This window comes from Duganella sp. Root1480D1 (assembly GCF_001427305.1).
GTDB lineage: Bacteria > Pseudomonadota > Gammaproteobacteria > Burkholderiales > Burkholderiaceae_D > Rugamonas.
In genome coordinates, this window is the sequence record NZ_LMFZ01000005.1 from 243,167 (window position 1) to 260,921 (window position 17,755).

22 protein-coding genes, 1 other RNA gene and 1 pseudogene are annotated in these 17,755 nt (G+C 61.4%); 16 read left to right on the forward strand and 8 right to left on the reverse strand.

The features are described 5' to 3' along the window. The 6 genes and pseudogenes from ASD58_RS07995 to ASD58_RS32505 all read right to left on the reverse strand — a co-directional run bounded on the left by ASD58_RS07995 (position 1) and on the right by ASD58_RS32505 (position 2,287). A pseudogene (locus ASD58_RS07995) lies at positions 1-806 on the reverse strand (sulfite exporter TauE/SafE family protein). Beyond that, positions 806-1,270, reverse strand: a complete 465-nt coding sequence (locus ASD58_RS08000; RefSeq protein WP_057260582.1) for an EVE domain-containing protein — start codon at positions 1,268-1,270, stop codon at positions 806-808. The pseudogene ASD58_RS07995 and the gene ASD58_RS08000 overlap by 1 nt, the downstream one beginning before the upstream one ends. A gap of 67 nt (positions 1,271-1,337) precedes the next feature. Beyond that, positions 1,338-1,518, reverse strand: a non-coding RNA gene (ssrS, locus tag ASD58_RS30445) — 6S RNA. A gap of 57 nt (positions 1,519-1,575) precedes the next feature. Then, positions 1,576-1,878, reverse strand: a complete 303-nt coding sequence (locus ASD58_RS08005) for a cell division protein ZapA (RefSeq protein WP_057260583.1) — start codon at positions 1,876-1,878, stop codon at positions 1,576-1,578. Continuing rightward, entirely contained in the window at positions 1,875-2,096 is a 222-nt protein-coding gene (locus ASD58_RS08010; RefSeq protein ID WP_057260584.1) for a hypothetical protein, read from the reverse strand. Before ASD58_RS08010 ends, ASD58_RS08005 begins: the two co-directional genes overlap by 4 nt. Before the next feature lie 65 nt (positions 2,097-2,161). Further along, positions 2,162-2,287 carry a hypothetical protein gene (locus ASD58_RS32505; protein WP_255357321.1) on the reverse strand — a complete coding sequence of 42 codons (126 nt, stop codon included), beginning with the start codon at positions 2,285-2,287 and terminating at the stop codon, positions 2,162-2,164. Between the two features lie 134 nt (positions 2,288-2,421). On the opposite strand from ASD58_RS32505, the gene ASD58_RS08020 reads away from it, so the two are divergent. From ASD58_RS08020 to ASD58_RS08080, 13 genes are all read left to right on the forward strand, one after another. Then, a complete protein-coding gene (locus ASD58_RS08020; RefSeq protein WP_057260586.1) occupies positions 2,422-3,102 on the forward strand; it encodes a response regulator transcription factor in 681 nt (226 codons plus the stop codon). Beyond that, positions 3,099-4,490: a cell wall metabolism sensor histidine kinase WalK gene (locus tag ASD58_RS08025; RefSeq protein WP_057260587.1), complete on the forward strand. Its 1,392-nt coding sequence runs from the start codon at positions 3,099-3,101 to the stop codon at positions 4,488-4,490. The genes ASD58_RS08020 and ASD58_RS08025 overlap by 4 nt, the downstream gene beginning before the upstream one ends. A gap of 205 nt (positions 4,491-4,695) precedes the next feature. Next, on the forward strand, positions 4,696-5,511 hold the full coding sequence (gene pepA / locus ASD58_RS08030) for a flocculation-associated PEP-CTERM protein PepA (protein WP_057260588.1): 816 nt from the start codon (positions 4,696-4,698) through the stop codon (positions 5,509-5,511). 158 nt (positions 5,512-5,669) lie between these two features. Then, complete coding sequence (locus tag ASD58_RS08035) at positions 5,670-6,434, forward strand: N-acetyltransferase (RefSeq protein WP_229209928.1); 765 nt, start codon at positions 5,670-5,672, stop codon at positions 6,432-6,434. Then, entirely contained in the window at positions 6,427-7,326 is a 900-nt protein-coding gene (locus ASD58_RS08040; protein ID WP_057260589.1) for a ThiF family adenylyltransferase, read from the forward strand. The genes ASD58_RS08035 and ASD58_RS08040 overlap by 8 nt, the downstream gene beginning before the upstream one ends. A gap of 216 nt (positions 7,327-7,542) precedes the next feature. Further along, positions 7,543-7,833 (forward strand): co-chaperone GroES, encoded by a 291-nt coding sequence (gene groES, locus ASD58_RS08045; RefSeq protein ID WP_028101749.1) that lies wholly within the window; start codon positions 7,543-7,545, stop codon positions 7,831-7,833. Between the two features lie 42 nt (positions 7,834-7,875). Beyond that, on the forward strand, positions 7,876-9,522 hold the full coding sequence (gene groL, locus ASD58_RS08050; protein WP_057260590.1) for a chaperonin GroEL: 1,647 nt from the start codon (positions 7,876-7,878) through the stop codon (positions 9,520-9,522). Between the two features lie 106 nt (positions 9,523-9,628). Then, positions 9,629-9,922 (forward strand): hypothetical protein, encoded by a 294-nt coding sequence (locus ASD58_RS08055; RefSeq protein ID WP_057260591.1) that lies wholly within the window; start codon positions 9,629-9,631, stop codon positions 9,920-9,922. Further along, entirely contained in the window at positions 9,919-10,653 is a 735-nt protein-coding gene (locus ASD58_RS08060) for a DUF6882 domain-containing protein (protein ID WP_229209929.1), read from the forward strand. Before ASD58_RS08055 ends, ASD58_RS08060 begins: the two co-directional genes overlap by 4 nt. Positions 10,654-10,658: 5 nt before the next feature. Then, the gene (locus ASD58_RS08065) at positions 10,659-11,234 is read left to right on the forward strand and encodes a hypothetical protein (protein WP_156401193.1); all 576 of its coding nucleotides are present in this window, start codon (positions 10,659-10,661) and stop codon (positions 11,232-11,234) included. 124 nt (positions 11,235-11,358) lie between these two features. Then, the gene (locus ASD58_RS08070) at positions 11,359-11,823 is read left to right on the forward strand and encodes a hypothetical protein (protein ID WP_229209930.1); all 465 of its coding nucleotides are present in this window, start codon (positions 11,359-11,361) and stop codon (positions 11,821-11,823) included. 3 nt (positions 11,824-11,826) lie between these two features. Continuing rightward, on the forward strand, positions 11,827-12,456 hold the full coding sequence (locus ASD58_RS08075) for a glutathione S-transferase family protein (RefSeq protein ID WP_057260595.1): 630 nt from the start codon (positions 11,827-11,829) through the stop codon (positions 12,454-12,456). Positions 12,457-12,459: 3 nt separating this feature from the next. Next, positions 12,460-13,074 carry a hypothetical protein gene (locus ASD58_RS08080; protein ID WP_057260596.1) on the forward strand — a complete coding sequence of 205 codons (615 nt, stop codon included), beginning with the start codon at positions 12,460-12,462 and terminating at the stop codon, positions 13,072-13,074. On the opposite strand, the gene ASD58_RS08085 is transcribed toward ASD58_RS08080, so the two are convergent. Next, positions 13,058-14,293 carry an MFS transporter gene (locus ASD58_RS08085; protein ID WP_057260597.1) on the reverse strand — a complete coding sequence of 412 codons (1,236 nt, stop codon included), beginning with the start codon at positions 14,291-14,293 and terminating at the stop codon, positions 13,058-13,060. The two genes, ASD58_RS08080 and ASD58_RS08085, sit on opposite strands and share 17 nt — an antisense overlap. An 11-nt stretch (positions 14,294-14,304) precedes the next feature. Further along, entirely contained in the window at positions 14,305-14,829 is a 525-nt protein-coding gene (locus ASD58_RS08090) for a PadR family transcriptional regulator (protein WP_057260598.1), read from the reverse strand. Between the two features lie 147 nt (positions 14,830-14,976). On the opposite strand from ASD58_RS08090, the gene ASD58_RS32105 reads away from it, so the two are divergent. The 3 genes from ASD58_RS32105 to ASD58_RS08100 are packed head-to-tail and all read left to right on the forward strand — an operon-like array spanning position 14,977 to position 17,703. Further along, positions 14,977-15,477: a saccharopine dehydrogenase NADP-binding domain-containing protein gene (locus ASD58_RS32105; RefSeq protein WP_229209931.1), complete on the forward strand. Its 501-nt coding sequence runs from the start codon at positions 14,977-14,979 to the stop codon at positions 15,475-15,477. Further along, entirely contained in the window at positions 15,390-16,394 is a 1,005-nt protein-coding gene (locus ASD58_RS08095) for a saccharopine dehydrogenase C-terminal domain-containing protein (protein WP_229209932.1), read from the forward strand. Before ASD58_RS32105 ends, ASD58_RS08095 begins: the two co-directional genes overlap by 88 nt. A gap of 1 nt (position 16,395) precedes the next feature. After that, the gene (locus ASD58_RS08100; RefSeq protein ID WP_057260599.1) at positions 16,396-17,703 is read left to right on the forward strand and encodes an FAD-binding oxidoreductase; all 1,308 of its coding nucleotides are present in this window, start codon (positions 16,396-16,398) and stop codon (positions 17,701-17,703) included. Positions 17,704-17,755 lie beyond the last annotated feature (52 nt).

The following is a 17,755-nucleotide window of genomic DNA, read 5'->3' on the forward strand; positions in this document are numbered from 1 at the left end:
TTACGCGAACGCGTGGTAGAACATATAACCCGCCAGCGCAAACAGCACCACGGCAAAGACGCGCTTCAGTGCCGCCACATCCATCCTGTGCGCCATGCGCGCACCAAGCGGCGCCATGGTCACGCTGGCCGCCACGATCACCGCCAGCGCCGGCAAATAGACGAAGCCCAGCGAATGCTGCGGCAAGCCCGGCTCCGACCAGCCGTAGTAAATATTCGACAAGGTGCCGGACAGCGCGATCGGGAAACCCAGCGCCGCGCTGGTCGCCACCGCCTGGTGAATACGCACATTACACCACGCCATGAAGGGCACCGAGATAAATCCGCCGCCGGCGCCGACCAGTCCCGCCACTGTGCCGATCACGCCGCCCGCAGCAAACATGCCCGTCGCGCCAGGCAACTCGCGCCCTGCAGAAGGCTTTTTGTTGCGCAGCATCTGCGCCGCCGAAAATGCCACGAACACCGCGAACAGCAGCGACAGCGCCGAAGTATTCATCTGCTTGCCGATCCAGGGCCCGATCCACGAGCCGATTATGATGCCCGGCGCCAGCAGCGCCACGATGCGCCAGCGCACAGCGCCGTGCTGGTGGTGGGCCCGCACCGAAGACAAGGAAGTAAACATGATCGTCGCCAGCGAAGTCGCAATCGCCATATGCACCACCAGCCCCGGGGCAAAGCCCCTGGCCGTGAAGATCATGGTGATGAAGGGCACCAGCACCATGCCGCCGCCGATCCCCAGCAAGCCTGCCGCGTATCCGCCTCCCGCCCCCCCATCAGGAGCAGGATGCCGACCAGACTCCAATCCATCAATCGCCCTTCAGCAGCGCCATCACATGCTTCCATTGGGCCGGGGTGACCGGGGTGATCGACAGGCGGCTGCCCTTCTGCAGCACCACCATGTCTTCGAGCTGCGGCAGCGAACGCATTTCCGCCAGCGACAGCAGGCGCGTCTTGCGCACGCCCTTGACGTCGACCGAAATCCAGCGCGGCTGCTCCTGCGTCGCCTTCGCGTCGTAGTAATGGCTCTTGGGATCGAACTGGGTGGCGTCGGGATAAGGCCCGCTGACCACTTCCGCGATGCCGGCAATGCCCGGCTCGGGACAGGAGGAATGGTAGAACAGGACGCCGTCGCCAACTTTCATCGCATCGCGCATGAAGTTGCGGGCCTGGTAGTTACGCACACCGAACCACGGCACCGTCTTGCCTTTGGCAGACATCACATCGTCGATGCTCACTTCGTCGGGCTCAGACTTCATCAACCAGTATTGCATGGCTCTCCTCTGGGCGTAAAAAAACGGTTGCGCACCCTCCGGTGCTGGCAACCGCTTTCGTATGGAATGAGGCCCCGCCTGTGCCGTTATGCCGGCATCCCGAACCTTACGGTTCAAGGTGGTTGCAGTTAGTTCAACTTCGGGTTCATCAGACTAGTGACGCTCACGCCCGTCGAACAAATTTCCGCAACCGATGCGTGTAAATGGTTCAAGGAATATATGGCAAATCTCGAACACCGCAGGGTGACACGAAGTTTACTCCTCAAACGTTTTGCGGGAAAGGCCTTTAAGACAATTTTTGGCGATTAGAAGAGATTCTCTTGCGGGGTCAGCGCGTTGTCGAGCACCTTGTGCATGGCGCCCAGCTTCTCCTGCACTTCCAGCATCGACGGGCCGCCGTTGGCAGTCTTCGATGCCAGGAATTCAGCAGCCATGCCGAGCGCCGCCATCACGGCGATACGGTCATTGCCCTTGACCTTGCCGGCGTCGCGGATGGCACTCATCTTTTTGTCGAGCAGGTTGGCCGCTTCGCGCAGCGCGCGTTCTTCATCGGCCTTGCATGCCAGCTTGTAGGGCTGGCCCATGATGGTCACGTCGACATGGATCATTGTGCATCCTCAGGAGTGTCTGCTTCGGCGGCCGGGATTTTATCCAGCAGCGCCATCACGCGCGCGTGCGCTTCGCCAAGACGGCGTTGGTATTCGAGATTGTCGGCCACCAGGGCTGCATTGGCCTGGCGCAACTGGGAGTTCTCCCGACGCAAGGCTTGCGCAAGTTCCGCAAGGCGGTCGATTTTGTCGGAAAGTTCTTGGAAGTCTGCGATCATCCCGAAACTATAGAGCCGCACGATTGTACGGTCAACCTGGTGTTATACATGCTTACGATTGTAGCTCATTTGTAAGCCTGCCTTGCGATCTTCCTCGCCGCGGCGGCAATGTCGATGCACACGTCCTTGAACGCGCCGCCGATATCGGCCAGATCATTGCCTAATTCCTTGAACCAGATGCCGAAGCTCATGGCCGGTCTCCCTTGATTGAACCCCGCCATTACAGCAGGCGAAAATGACAGGATGACCCACGCCTGGATTACAAATCTGTAATCGAGCGCCGCCCGCATTGACGGCGCTTGGGCATTTCCTGACAATGCTGGGGATGAAAGCCCTACTGGTAGAAGACGAACAGCGGATCGCGAGCTTTGTATGCAGCGGATTGCGCGAACAAGGCATCCTTGTCGACCATTGCGAAGATGGGAACCAGGGCTATGAATACGCGCTGTCACGCCAGTACGACATCATCCTGCTCGACATCATGGTGCCCGGCCGCGACGGCCTGGCGATCCTGAAAGCCCTGCGCCGCGACGGCCGCGACACCCCGGTCATCCTGCTCACAGCCCGCAACGAACTGGACGACCGGCTGCAGGGGCTGAACCTGGGCGCCGACGATTACCTGGCCAAGCCCTTTTACATGGAAGAACTGGTCGCCCGCATCCACGCCCTGCTGCGCCGGGTGAACGGGGAGCGCCAGAACGTGCTGACGGCCGGCCCGCTCAAGCTGGACCGCCTGTCGCGCGTGGCGCAGCTCGATGGCCGCGAAGTCGAGCTGACCAGCCGCGAATTCAACCTGATGGAATACCTGATGCGTGCGCCGGGCCGGGTCTACACCCGCACCCAGATCCTGGAACATGTGTGGGGCTACGACTTCGACCCGCAAACCAATATGGTCGACGTCTGCATCCAGCGCCTGCGCAAGAAGCTCGCCCTGCCCGAACACGTCGCCATCGAAGCGGTGCGCGGCGTCGGCTACCGCCTGCGCAAGCCGGACAGCGACGCATGAAGCCGGCGCGCCGCCCGTTCATCCGTTCCTTCCGCATCCGCATTGCGCTGATCACGACCGGCCTCGCCGTCGGCGTGATTGCAGTGCTGTTCGTCGCCTCGGCCCTGGCCGTGGTCGCGCGCCGGGCCAGCATCCTGGACCGCATGATGGTGGCGCACCTGGCGGGACCGGGGTTCGGCACCAGGTCCCCGGCCGTGTGGCCTTCCATCGATGCACACCTGAACGCCAGCTTCAGCGGCTTCGCGCCGGTCGAAAGCACGGAGAACTTCGCCATCCTGCGGGCAGTGGACGACCAGGCCGGGCCGCTGTACCAAAGCCCCAACTGGCCGGCTTCCCTGCTGGTGCCGGAAGCCACCGATAGCGAACTACGCACTTACTACGGCGGCGGTACGCAGTGGCGCATCGGCCAGACGCGGCGCGGCAGCGTCGTGGTACAACTCGGCGTGAACACCACCCTGTCCGAAGCCCAGCTCATGGCTACCATCTGGCGCTTCGGCGGCGCGGTGGTCCTGCTTTGCCTGGCGGTGGGCGGCGTGGCCTGGTACCTGGCCGGCCGCGCCATGCGTCCGATCGAACATTTGAGCGGCGTGATGGAGCGCATCCGCGCCAGCGATCTGCGGCAACGCGTCGCTGCCGACGAAGAGGTGCTGGAATTCGAACGCCTGGTTACCGTGTTCAACGACATGCTCGACCGGCTGGAGCGCAGCTTCCTGCAGTCGGCGCGCTTTTCCGGCGATGCAGCCCACGAACTGCGCACGCCGGTTTCTATCCTGCAGGGTGAACTGGAACGAGCCTTCGAACGCGCCGCCGCCTATCCGGAACTGGAGCAGTCGCTGGCCGACATGCTGGATGAAGTGCGCCGCCTGGACAACGTGGTGCGCAAGCTGTTGATGCTGTCGCGCGCCGACGCCGGCCAGCTCCAGATCCCGCTGCAGGCACTCGACCTGGTGCCGATCCTGCGCGAGCTGGCCGACGACCTGGACATGATGGCGCCCGAGCGCCCCTTGCGGCTCGACCTGCCGCCGCGCATGGATGCGCTGGGCGATGCCGACCTGCTGCGCCAGGTGCTGCAAAACCTGGTCAGCAACGCCGTCAAATACGGCGTGTCGGAAGGCTGGATCGCCATTGCCGGGCGCCGCTCCGGCGCCGGCTGGCAAATCGATGTGGCCAATGCTTCGGCCGGCATCGCCTTCGAGCAGCGCGACCGCCTGTTCGACCGTTTCTACCGTGCCAGCCATGCCTACAACCGCCGCATCTCCGGGGTCGGCCTGGGTTTGGCACTGGCACGCGAGATTGCCCGCGCACACGGTGGCGAGCTGAAACTATCCGACTGCTCGCCAAGCCAGGTCACCTTCAGCCTGACCCTGCCGTTAGCAACTACTCAATAAGTAGTTGCAAGTCATTGATTTGATTGAATTTTGTCGGGAATTTTTACAGCAATATAAAAGTTTCCTTGGTATTAATTTACAAGCAAACATTAAGTACTTGATTCATTTAGGACTGTGATTTTTTTGGCATGGCCCTTGCATAGATGTCCATGCAGCCAATTGGTACCCACCAATTCCTCATAAAAATCCTGATTGGAGATCAAGCATGAAAAAATATTTGCACTGGTTGCTGGCGGGCGCACTAGGCCTGCTAGGGACGACCCAGGCATACGCATCGCCGGTGTTCCACGTCGATCCGACGGCCATCACGCCTGCCGGCAGCGACTTTGATGCCGATGCCATCAACGGCTTCTCTTCCACCCGCATCCGGCATGATGCCGCCGACCCGGCAACGGTGTACCGCGCCAGCGGCTACGCTGTCTTCACCGGTTTTGCGCTGAACAGCGCACCAGTACCTGGCGGGCAATCGCAGGTCAATGTCGCCTATGGCCTGTATGCCACTTTCAGCCAGCAGTTCACCTGCTCCGGCATCCTGGCCCCGGGCGTGAACTGTAACGTGACTTCCTTCTCGTTCGAACTTTGGGCTGACCCGGACAACGACAACACCTATTCCCTGGCCACCGTAGCGCTCGATCCGACCGTTACTGGAGCCGGCGACCAGTTGAAGCTGGCCAGCTCGAGCATGCTGAACGCTGGCGTCGGCGGCCTGGACCTGCTGGGCGGCGCCTTCCAGAACATGAACTTCGGCTGGGAACTGTACGACAATCCGGACCCGTTGAAAAAGGACGGCTTCGACTACTTCACGCTGCCACGTCCGTTCTACACTGCGGCATTCTCCGCCTTCAATAACACCTCGCTCGGCATTACCTGCGATGTGGCGGGCTGCATCGGCGCCAACGTCGTGGCGATCAATTCGGAGACCGGTATCCTCGACTTCGCCCAGGTTCCGGAGCCTGGCAGCCTGGCGCTGCTTGGCCTGGGCTTGCTGATGGTGGGCACGCAGCGCCGGCGCCGCCGCTAAGCAGAACGCTGGAAGGCACGACGAGCTGGTGCGCTTGCCCGCATCAGCTCGTCGTGCCATGATCGTGTTTCAGCGCCGCGCGTTAGTCGGCCTTTTTGGCTTTCACCATGCTATTTGCGGGATGACTTGACGCCTGGCGCTTGCTGGAGGAACTCGCCATGCATGACAGCCCAGACGCCATGTCCAACCCTGCGCTCGAAACCGACGCAGAGGACGCAGCCCCGCATTCCACCCTGAGCGAAGGCGATCCCCTGGTCGCGCAATTAGCCGACCAGGTCACGCAAGAACTGGACTTCGGCATCAGACTGGTCGACACGCCCACCGGGCGCAACGAAGCCAGCATGCTGATCCACCGTATGTACAGTTGGCGCGGCTTTACCGGCAACCATGCGTTGACCCCGGTTGCCAACCGCGTCACCCTGATGGCCAGCCAGCGTGGCGAGGCGGTCGGCACCTTAAGCGTCGGGCTCGATTGCCCCGAGGGCTTGCTGGCCGACGAACTGTTCAAGCCGCAGCTCGATGCATACCGCGCAAAAGGCGGCCGCATCTGCGAGATCATCAAATTCGCCTTCGACATGGCCGGCAACAGCAAGCAGTACCAGGCCGCCTTGTTCCACCTGGCCGTGATCACCGCGCGCGACGTGCACCAGCGCACCCACATGTTCATTGAAGTGCAGCCGCGCCACCGCGCCTTTTTCGACAATGCGCTGGGCTTCAAGCAGATCGGCGAGCCGGTGCTGAACCCGCGCGTCAATGTGCAGGGCATTCTGATGTGCGTAGAGCTGTCGTACATGACGGAACAGATCCAGCGTTACGGCGGCAAAGGTGCGACACCTGGCGTGCGCTCCTTTTACCCTTTCTTTTTCTCGCCGCGCGAGGAAATTGGAATCGTCAACAGAGTCCTCAACATGACCCATGACTAGCCGCGACCAGGAACCCGCCCACTTCCAGTACGAGCAAGCGTTCGCGCGCAACCTTGGCTGGGTAACGCCGGAAGAACAGCAGATCTTGCGCGGCAAGCGCGTTGCCATTGCCGGCATGGGCGGCGTGGGCTCCGGCTACCTGCTGACCCTGGCGCGGCTCGGCATCGGCGCCTTCCACATTGCCGATTTCGATTGCTATGACATCCCCAACCTGAACCGGCAGGCGGCCTCCTTCATGTCGACCATGGGACACCCAAAAGTGGCTGTCGCGGCGCGCATGGCACAGGACATCAACCCGCAAATCGCGATACGCCAGTTCGGCGACGGGGTGAACAGCACCAATGTCAGCGCCTTCCTGGACGGCGTCGACCTGTATGTGGATGGACTGGACTTTTACGCCTTTGAGGCGCGCACCCTGGTCTATGGCCATTGCGCCGCGCAGCGCATCCCCGCCACCATGGCCGCGCCGCTGGGGATGGGCGCCTCCTGCCTGAATTTCCTTCCCGGGAAAATGAGCTTTGAGGAGTACTTCCAGTGGGGCGACCTGCCGGACGTGGAAAAAGCCTTGCGCTTCCTGGTCGGGCTGGCGCCGGCCAGCCTGCACCGCGGCTACCTGGTCTGGCCGCAGGGCGTCGACCTGGCGCAGCAACGCGGCCCCTCCACCAGCATGGGTTGCCAGCTATGCGCGGGCATCGCCGCCAGCCAGGCGCTGAAAATCCTGCTGGGGCGGGGCAAAGTACTGGCCGCGCCCCACGGCTTCCAATACGATGCCTACGAAAACAAGTATACGACCACCTGGCGGCCGGGCGGCAACCGTCATCCCCTGCAGCGCCTGGCAATGGCCCTGGCCCGCCGCAAATTCGTCGGCACCACGCCGCCCGCCCCCGGTTGACAGGGGCGCGCGGCCGCCCCGCCATTCCCGCTACATTGCCGGCTTAGCCTCCGATTCATGCTAAATTATCACTTTGGCATGATTGATATCCATTCAATGCTTGACCAGGCACAAAGAAATTCCCTTGAAAAGGGAAAGTGTCGTCCCTATAATTGTTGGCACTCGTTAGCCGAGAGTGCTAACAACTGTCAATAAACCGAGTAAAAGGAGTTTTGTATGAACCTTCGCCCTTTGCATGACCGCGTCATCGTCAAACGCCTGGACCAGGAAACCAAGACCGCGTCCGGCCTGATCATCCCTGATGCAGCCGCTGAAAAGCCAGACCAGGGTGAAGTGCTGGCAGTTGGCAACGGCAAAGTTGCTGACAACGGCACCGTGCGTGCTCTGGAAGTGAAAGTGGGCGACCGCGTTCTGTTCGGCAAATACGCCGGCCAAGCCGTCAAAGTTGACGGCCAGGAACTGCTGGTAATGCGCGAAGAAGACATCATGGCCGTGGTACAGAAGTAATCACAGCCCCTCTAGATAGACAGATTTCAGGAGAAAACAAACATGGCAGCTAAAGAAGTCATTTTCGGCGATTCCGCCCGTGCCAAGATGGTCGAAGGCGTGAACATCCTCGCCAACGCAGTGAAAGTCACCCTGGGCCCTAAAGGCCGCAACGTGGTGCTGGAGCGCTCCTTCGGCGCCCCAACCGTCACCAAGGACGGCGTTTCGGTCGCTAAAGAGATCGAACTGAAAGACAAGCTGATGAACATGGGCGCGCAGATGGTCAAGGAAGTCGCTTCCAAGACCTCCGACAACGCCGGTGACGGTACCACCACCGCAACCGTGCTGGCCCAGGCCATCGTGCGCGAAGGCATGAAGTACGTTGCCGCCGGCATGAACCCAATGGACCTGAAGCGCGGCATCGACAAGGCAGTTGCTGCCACTGTCGAGCAGCTGAAGACCATGTCCAAGCCAACCACCACCTCCAAGGAAATCGCCCAGGTTGGCGCGATCTCCGCCAACTCGGAAACCTCGATCGGCGACCGTATCGCTGAAGCGATGGAAAAAGTGGGCAAGGAAGGCGTCATCACCGTGGAAGACGGCAAGTCCCTGCACGACGAGCTGGACATCGTGGAAGGCATGCAATTCGACCGCGGCTACCTGTCCCCATACTTCATCAACAACCAGGAAAAGCAAGTTGCCGTACTGGAGAACCCGTTCGTCCTGCTGTGCGACAAGAAGATCGCCAACATCCGAGATCTGCTGCCAGTACTGGAGCAAGTAGCCAAGGCCGGCCGTCCACTGCTGATCATCGCTGAAGACATCGAAGGCGAAGCACTGGCGACCCTGGTTGTGAACAACATCCGCGGCATCCTGAAGACCTGCGCAGTGAAAGCTCCTGGCTTCGGCGACCGTCGCAAGGCCATGCTGGAAGACATCGCCATCCTGACCGGCGGCCAGGTAGTTGCTGAAGAAGTCGGCCTGACCCTGGAAAAAGCCACCCTGGCTGAACTGGGCCAAGCCAAGCGTATCGAAGTGGGCAAGGAAAACACCATCGTCATCGACGGCGCAGGCGAAGCTTCCGCAATCGAAGGCCGCGTGGCACAGATCCGCACCCAGATCGAAGGCGCGACCTCCGACTACGACCGCGAAAAACTGCAAGAACGCGTGGCCAAGCTGGCCGGCGGCGTTGCCGTGATCAAGGTTGGCGCAGCCACCGAAGTCGAAATGAAAGAGAAGAAAGCACGTGTTGAAGACGCACTGCACGCAACCCGCGCAGCTGTGGAAGAAGGCATCGTGCCAGGCGGCGGCGTAGCCCTGCTGCGTGCCCGCGCCGCACTGAACGTGAAAGGCGACAACGCCGACCAGGAAGCTGGCATCAAGATCGTCCTGCGCGCAATGGAAGAGCCACTGCGCATGATCGTCACCAACGCCGGCGAAGAAGCTTCGGTGGTTGTGAACGCAGTGCTGGCTGGTTCCGGCAACTACGGCTACAACGCTGCCAACGGCACCTACGGCGACATGGTTGAAATGGGCGTGCTGGACCCAGCTAAAGTAACCCGCTCGGCCCTGCAGAACGCAGCGTCGATCGCTGGCCTGATGCTGACCACCGACTGCATGGTTGCCGAAGTCGCAGAAGACAAGCCAGCCGGCGGCATGGGCGGTATGGGTGGCATGGGCGGCATGGGTGGCATGGACGGCATGATGTAATCTGCCTGCTCCCAGAGCTCTCAAAAAAGCCCACCTGCAAGACGCGGCCCAGGCCGCGCTCTGTGCAGGTGGGCTTTTTTCATACCTGCGACACGCAAATTCCTATATGCGCAAAAAGCGAAATATAGCCTTCCAGCTTTGCTGCCTCATTGCGGTGCTGGATGCCCTTCTGCTTCTCTTGGCAATTGGCCTTAAAGAGGCCGGGATGTTAACGCCAGCCGTCATTTGCTACGACTTGATCGTCGGACAGGAACTCACAGGCGATTGCCTGGACGTCGGCTGGTCGATCGAAAACCATTCGCTTCATTTTCCTGTTTTTGTCCCGCTGATCGCGATTCTCGCCATGGGGATCCTGGGCGCTTGGGCGGCGCGCCGCATCTGGTCAACACCTTCGCCATGACAATCGCAACCATCGTTTGCCCTGTCCACGGCGAGAGCAGCTTCGTGTATGTCTGCAAACACCTGGCCGAAAATCCGGCACAGGAATGGTGCTGCGGCTACCCGAACGTGGAGTCGCCCTGGCGCGACGCATGGTGCGCGGCATGCCATAAAGTCTTCGAACGAGAAGGCGGATGGAACGACATGAATGAAGGCGAGATCGAGATCGATGTGCTTTGCGGGCATTGCTATGAAGATGGCATCGCGCAAAGCGTCAACTGTATGGACGATCCCATACGAACGGAATGGGCCGAGTACCGGGGATCGTTACACAACGCCCCGTGGGCCAAACGGGGAGCGATGAATGAGGTCTTTGGCCTTATGAATTGCCCGGTCTGGGATTGTTACCAGAGAAGCGCACAGTTGGTGTTCACGCACGGCGATCACCTGCAAATTGTGGCTGACATCGAATTTGTCGGCACGCTTTCAACCGCCAGTAATACCTGGACGTGGTCATGGGCTGACTTCAACCTGCTCGAAGCAGTTCGCTCGCGCATCGGCGCCGTTCGTGATTTTGGCGAACGGCGAGGCTTTCCCAGGCTCACTGTCCCGAAATGGGATGCCGATTGGGAAGACGCGTGGGATATGACCCTTATCGCAGTGGATGTCTTGGGCGGCATGGGAGGCTTCAGTATCAAAACCGATAGCGGCATACACCATATGGTCGTTATGTCCGTACAACACCGCAAGTGAACTCAATGAGACCATTTTCCGTTGTATTAGCAGCCCTGCTGACCAGCGCAGCGACCAGTGCATCCGGAACAGAGCCCGAAGCCGTAGTGCGCGCGTTTTTTGATGGGCTGATGCACGAACGATTTGAAAACAGATTCGGTTTGAACAAAGAAGACCAGTTCTCGCTGCTGTCCGCGAAATTGCAGGACCTCGCAACGGCCGTGGAGTGTAATACCGCACACACCCCTGTCCCTGACGAGGATGTGCCCAAACCGCCGCCGAATTCGTCCGCTGATGCCACTATGGTGTTCGATCGCTGGGATCACCCGAGCGCATGCCTGGTGGCGAGGCCCAGGATTGTTATGCCGCGCGCCTTGGTGAACGTCGAATGTAGCTGGGATGGCACAAGCGATCATGAAGCAGGCGAGCACATGACGCTGCACGTCGAAGTCAAAAAGGAACAGCGCCGCTGGGTGATCAGCAATATCCGGCACGGCGAGCAAAGCGACGGCGCCGAAACTGCCACAAGCCTGGTTGATCGTTTGCGTACCGGAGCGAGTTACGAGCCTATTCCAGCCGCATGCCGGGCTTGGCGCAAGTAGCGCGACGAATGCTCACATATTAAAAAACCAATTTTCTGCGACGCAGCATTGTACGGCGCTCCGGCCGGATGAGATTCATATCTGTTAGTATTGGCGCACTTTCATCGCAGGGTTGCGCAATCGCATGTCCACTACCCGTAAATCCGCTATTGCCGGTACTGTTGCCGGCCTTCTTGTTGCCGGTATCGGCGCCTGGTATGCAAGCAATCACAAACCCAATATTGCAATGACGCCCGTGGCCGCTGCTGCGCCAGCACCGGCGGCCATGCCGGCGGTCAAAGCGAACGTGAGCCGCGACCAGGCGGTTGAAAAGCTGATGGCGCTGCCGGAATTGAAGCGCCTGGCCGACGCCATTGAGAAACGCAGCGGCGGCGAACGCCATGGGGCGCTGCTGGAAACCGATCCTGCGCCGCGCGATGTGAAGGGCAGCCCTTACTACCAGCTCATCTTCGTGGAGAACGGCGACGACATGGCGCAAGCGGTAGCAAGCTTCCTGGTCTCGCACGTGAACGGCGAAATCCTGGTGGAAGACGATATCAGCGGCGAACTGATGTCGCTCGATCAATGGCGCAAGGGCCTGAAGGACTGATCCATGTACACCCTCTACTACGGCAAAGGTGCGGCCAGCCTGGCGATCCACGCGGCGCTGAAAGAGACCGGCGTGCCTTACGAACTGGTGGCAATCGACCTTGATGCAGGCCAGCAGCGCAGCCCGGAATACCTGCGCATCAACCCGCAGGGCAAGGTCCCTACCCTGCTCATCGACGGCAAGCCATTCGCCGAATCGGCTGCACTCATGATGATGCTGGCCGAACGCCACCCGCAATCGAACCTGGCGCCGCCCGCCGGTTCACTGGCGCGGGCCGAATGGTATGAATTGATCGTGACGATGGCCAACAGCCTGGGTAACAACTTCCGCCTGTGGTTCTACCCGGCCGACGTCGGCAGCACGAATGAAGACAGCGCGCTGCGCAGCGCTATCCAGCAACGCATTGAATCGATGTGGGCGATGCTGGATGCCCGCCTCGCTGCGCATGGCCCTTACCTGCTGGGCGAAACGTTCTCCGGCGCTGACCTGATGCTGACCATGTACATGCGCTGGTCGCGCAATATGCCGCGTCCTGCGACCGACTGGCCGGCATTGCGGAAATATGCCGACATGATGCGCGCCCGCCCAAGCTGGCGCCACATTACAGAAGTAGAAGCACTCACCGGATGGTAAAAGATGTTCAAGAAGTTGTTTGCGGCGTTCGGCGCCAAATCGAAAACCCGCGCTGACGCGCCGTATAGCACGGAAGAATTAAATACCGTGCACAGGATGCTGTTCGCCGACGATGTCGGCCAGCTCTTTGGCGAAGCGCCCGATGCGCGCGTGGTGCAAGCCATCGCCCAAGACCCCAACGAAGAATCTCGCGTGCGCCTGCTGGCCGCGCAATGGTTGCGCGCCAACGGCCATGCACCTGCGTCGCCGGATGTACTCGGCGTAGTAATCGAAGTACCGCTGGATGGCAGCATGGATACCCTGGCCGCTTACGCCGACGGGCGCGTGCGCTACATCAACCAGACCGGCCGCACCGCTGTTTTCGAAGGTGCGCCGGCCGATGTGGCGGCCCAGGCGAAAACACTGGTGGCAAGCGCCATCCCTGCCTTCATCAAGGCCTCGCCGCAAAAGCCGCTGTATGCGCCAGGCGCGGGCCAGTTGCGCTTCACTTTCCTGTCGCAGGACGGCAACCGTGTGATGGATGGCTTCTTCAGCGACATCGTGCGCGATGAGCTGGCCAAGCCCGTCCTCGAGCAAGGCCAGCGCCTGCTGGACCTGGTGGTCAAGCAGGGGAACTAGCAGCCAGCGGCGCGGGCGCGCTCTGCACGCGCCCGACCCACCACACCGAAAAGACAATCAACACCGAAGCGATGATGCCGATGGTGTCGTAACCCAGCAAACGCCCGGCCGCATCGGTATGCACCAGCAGGCCGCCGGCAAAGGCGCCAATCCCCGTCCCCACCTGCTGAACCGCCGCATTCGCGCTCAGGAATGCGCCGCGCCGCTTTGGTTCGGGAATGGTGGTCAGCAGTGCCTGCAGCGGCACGAAACGGCCCGACATCGCCACCATGAAGAATGGGAAGAACAGCATGATCAGCAGCAGCGGGATCTGCGGCATGTGCGTCATGAACAGGGTTGGCGCAATCGAGAACAGCGCCACCCAGCGGAACACGCGCTGCTTGCCGGCCTTGTCCGACCAGCCGCCGATCAGGCGTGAGCTGAACAGGGTTGCGATGCCGCCGCACAGGTAGACATAGCTGATCTGCGCCGGCTCGATGCCGAGGTTCCCGACCAGCATAGGCGAAATGAATGGGATCACCATCATGCCGCTGACCGTGACCACGAAGCACAGCAGGAAGCCGCGCAGGTGAGCGCCCACCGTAAACAGGCCTAACAGCTCGGGCAGCACGCGTGCCAGCGGCACCGGCGCATTCGCCAGGTGCTCAGTCATCGAGGGCAAGGTGCGCGCAGCCACCGCCCATACCACCATCGACAGCACCACCAGCAGGTAGAAGGGCGACTGCCAGCCGAAATGCGCGCCAAGCATGACGCCGATCGGCACGCCCGCAATCGCGGCCATGCTGAAGGAAGTCATCACGACGCCGGTGGCGGCGCCGCGCCGTTCCTGTGGAATCAGGTCGGCGATGATGGACATGCTGATCGCACCCAGCACGCCCCCAGTCATGCCGGCAAAAGCGCGCGACAGCACCAGTACGTGGAAATTCGGCGCCAGCGCGCATGCCAGGTTCGACAGGTTGAACAGCATGAACACCGTGAGCTGCAGCTTCTTGCGGTCAAAGCGGTCGGCATAGGTCGCCGCCAGCAAGCCGGAAAGCCCGGCGCACCAGGCATAGGCCGACACGGCGCCGGAAACCTGGGCGGCGCTGATGGAAAAGGCCCTCATCAGTTGAGGAGCCAGCGGCATCATGACCATGAAATCCATGATGACGGTGAATTGTATGAACGCCAGCAGCCAGAGGACTGTACGTTCGCGTTGGGGAGTGAGAGTCTGGGTCATTCGATAATCGATCAACTGAGTTGGTTAATGTCGTTGATGGCGCGCTTGAGGATAGCGCGAATTGCGTCAACGTGCTCGCGGGTGGTACGGGGGCCGCGGCCGCGCGTGATGACGGCATCTTTCAGGGCATGCATCAGGGTGCGCAAATCGCCGCCGTCTTCGCCGCGCGCGTTCTCGACCAGGCGCGCCATGTAGGCGTCCACCATATTGCGGTTGTCGTCCAGGAATTGCTGCCCTTCCGGCAGCACCGAATACAGCTTCTTGTTGCCGTCCTTGACGATGTCGACATGGCCCATGTCAGCCATCATCGACAGCAGCGGGTAAATTGCGCCTGGGCTGGGCGAATAGCTGCCGCCGGTCAGCGTTTCGAGCTCTTTGATGATTTCGTAGCCGTGCCGCGGCTTGTCCGCGATCAGTTGCAGCACGACGTAGCGCATGGCCCCTGCATCGAACATCTTCGGGCCGCGGCCGCCGCCGCGCTGGTGATGGTGGTGCTCATGGTGCAGCCGATGGTGACCGCGGAAAAAATGGAACATGGCTTCCTCCTGACAAGTTAAGATATATCGCAATAAGACATATCTTAACTTATTTTTTGCGAAATGCAAGAACCCTGAAATGTTAAATCCCGCATGGAAGCCAACCGGCTTGCGCCACACAATGGCTTTACTTTTGGGGGAGATCAGATGGATAGCCATAACAAACACGCCCGATTACCGGGGCGCCTGGTCATGCTCGGATTCGGCAGCATTGGCCAGGCTGTGGTGCCGCTGCTGTTTCGCCATTTTGAGCTGGAACCGTCGCAGGTCACGGTGGTGTCACGCGGCCCGGACCAGAGCGGCATCGCCGAAGAATATGGCATCGCTTATGAAGCGACGCCGTTGCAGGAAGGGAACCTGGAGAGCATTCTCGATCCCCTGCTGCAAAAGGGCGACTTCCTGCTCAATCTCTCCGTCGACGTTTCGAGCCTGGACCTGATTCGCTATTGCTGGCGGCGCGGCATCCTTTACTCGACACCTGCACCGAACCGTGGAAAGGTTTTTACGACGACGAGCAACTGTCGCTGTCGCGGCGCTCGAATTACGCGCTGCGCGAGGCAGTGCTGGCCTTCCGCCTCGACAAACGCCACGGCGCGACGGCCGTGGTCACGCAAGGCGCCAATCCGGGCCTGGCTTCCGTGTTGGTGAAGCAGGCGCTGATGAACATGGCGCGCGACCAGCATTTCGAAGTGGAGCGCCCGGCCTGCTACGAGGATTGGGCCAAGCTGGCGCAAAGGCTGCAGATCAAGGTCATCCATATCGCCGAACGCGACACGCAAGTCTCCAAGCGCCGCAAGGCGCGCGACGAATTCGTCAATACCTGGTCGGTGGACGGCTTTGTCAGCGAGGGCTTGCAGCCGGCGGAGCTGGGCTGGGGCAGCCACGAAAAGCACTGGCCGGCCGATGCCGCGCGCCATGGCTACGGCTGCGATGCCGCCATCTACCTGAAACGTCCCGGCATTGCCACCCGCGTGCGAAGCTGGACGCCGCTGGAGGGGCCTTACCACGGCTTCCTCGTCACGCATGCCGAGTCGATTTCTATCGCGGACCACCTGACGCTGCGCGAGAACAATGAGGTGGTGTATCGCCCCACCGTGCACTACGCCTATCATCCCTGCGACGATGCGGTGCTGTCGCTGCACGAAGTGGCCGGCAAAAACTGGAAACAGCAAAACCAGCAGCGCATCATCGGCCAGGACATCGCAAGCGGAACCGATGAACTGGGCGTACTCCTGATGGGCAATGCGAAGGGCGCATACTGGTTCGGTTCGCGCCTGAGCATCGAACAGGCACGCGAACTGGCGCCGCACAATTCCGCGACATCGCTGCAAGTGGTAGCGGGCATCCTCGGCGGCATGGCGTGGGCGCTGCGCAATCCGGATTGCGGCGTGGTGGAGCCGGACGACATCGACGACCAGCTCGTCATGGAAATCGCCGCGCCTTACCTGGGCGACCTGGTTGGCGTGTATGGCGACTGGACGCCCCTCAAGGAACGCAGCGGCTTGTTCGACGAGCCGCTCGACCAGGACGATCCCTGGCAGTTCCTGAATTTCCGCGTCACCTGATATGGGCACCCTGCTGCGGAAAGAACTGGGCGTCATCGAGAACTCATACTATGAGGCCAGCGTCCAGCGCGCGGCTGCCCTGCCCCCGCTGGCCGGCAGCACCAGCGCTGACGTCTGCGTGGTCGGCGGCGGCCTGGCGGGGCTTTCCGCCGCGCTGGAACTGGCCGAGCGCGGCTATTCCGTGGTGTTGCTGGAGGCCCAGCGCCTTGGCTGGGGCGCCTCGGGACGCAACGGCGGCCAGGTCCTGCCTGGCTTTGGCGCCGACGGCGAGAATGCCATCGAGCGGCAACTGCCGCGCGAAGACGCTCGCCGCGCATGGGACGCGTCGGTGGCAGGCGTGCAACTGCTGCGCAAGCGCATCGACAAGTACAGCATCGATTGCGACTACAAGCCCGGCGCGCTGAGCCTCGCCGTCAAGGCCAGCAAAATGCGCGCGCTGGAAGCATGGGGAAGGCATGTGGAAAAAACCTACGGCTACCCACTTCACTGGATCTCGCCACAGGAGATCGGGCAGTGGATCGACAGCCCACGCTTTCACGCCGGCGTGGCCGATATGGGCGGCGGGCATGTGCATCCGCTCAAGTACACGCTTGGCCTGGGACGCGCAGCGATGGCGGCCGGTGTGCGCGTCTTCGAAGACTCCCCGGTATTCCTGCTGGAGCGCGGCACGACGGCGCTGGTGCACACTGCGCAGGGACAGGTGGCAGCGCGCTTTGTGGTGCTCGGTGCGAACGTCTACCTGGCGGAATACGGCAACCTGGTGCCGCAGGTCAGCGCCCGCATCATGCCGGTCGGCACCTACATTGTCGCCACCGAGGCGCTAAGCAAAGAACACGCGGACAGCCTGCTGCCGCGCCGCAGCGCCGTGTCGGACACCAATTTCGTACTGGATTATTTCCGCTTCAGCGCCGACCACCGGCTGCTGTTCGGCGCCGGCGACAGCTACAGCGCGAAGACCCCGGCCAACCTGGTGGAACGCATCCGGCGCCGCATGGTGGCGGTCTTTCCGCAACTGGCGGACGTGGGCATCGATTACGCGTGGGGCGGCTTTATCGACATCAGCATGAACCGCGCGCCGGACCTGGGGCGGATCGGCAACAACATCTATTACATGCAGGGTTTCTCAGGCCACGGCCTGGCCTTCACCGGCATGGCAGGCCTGCTGGTGGCAGAAGCGATTGCGGGACAGGCGGAGCGCTTCGATATCTTTGCGCGCGTCAAGCATGCCCCCTTCCCCGGCGGCACGCTGCTGCGAACACCGGCGCTGGTATTGGGCATGCTCTACTTCCAGATGCGGGATATGTTTTGAAAGTCGGGGTCAGCTCCGGCAATCGGACAAACGCTGCGCGTTTGTCCGATTG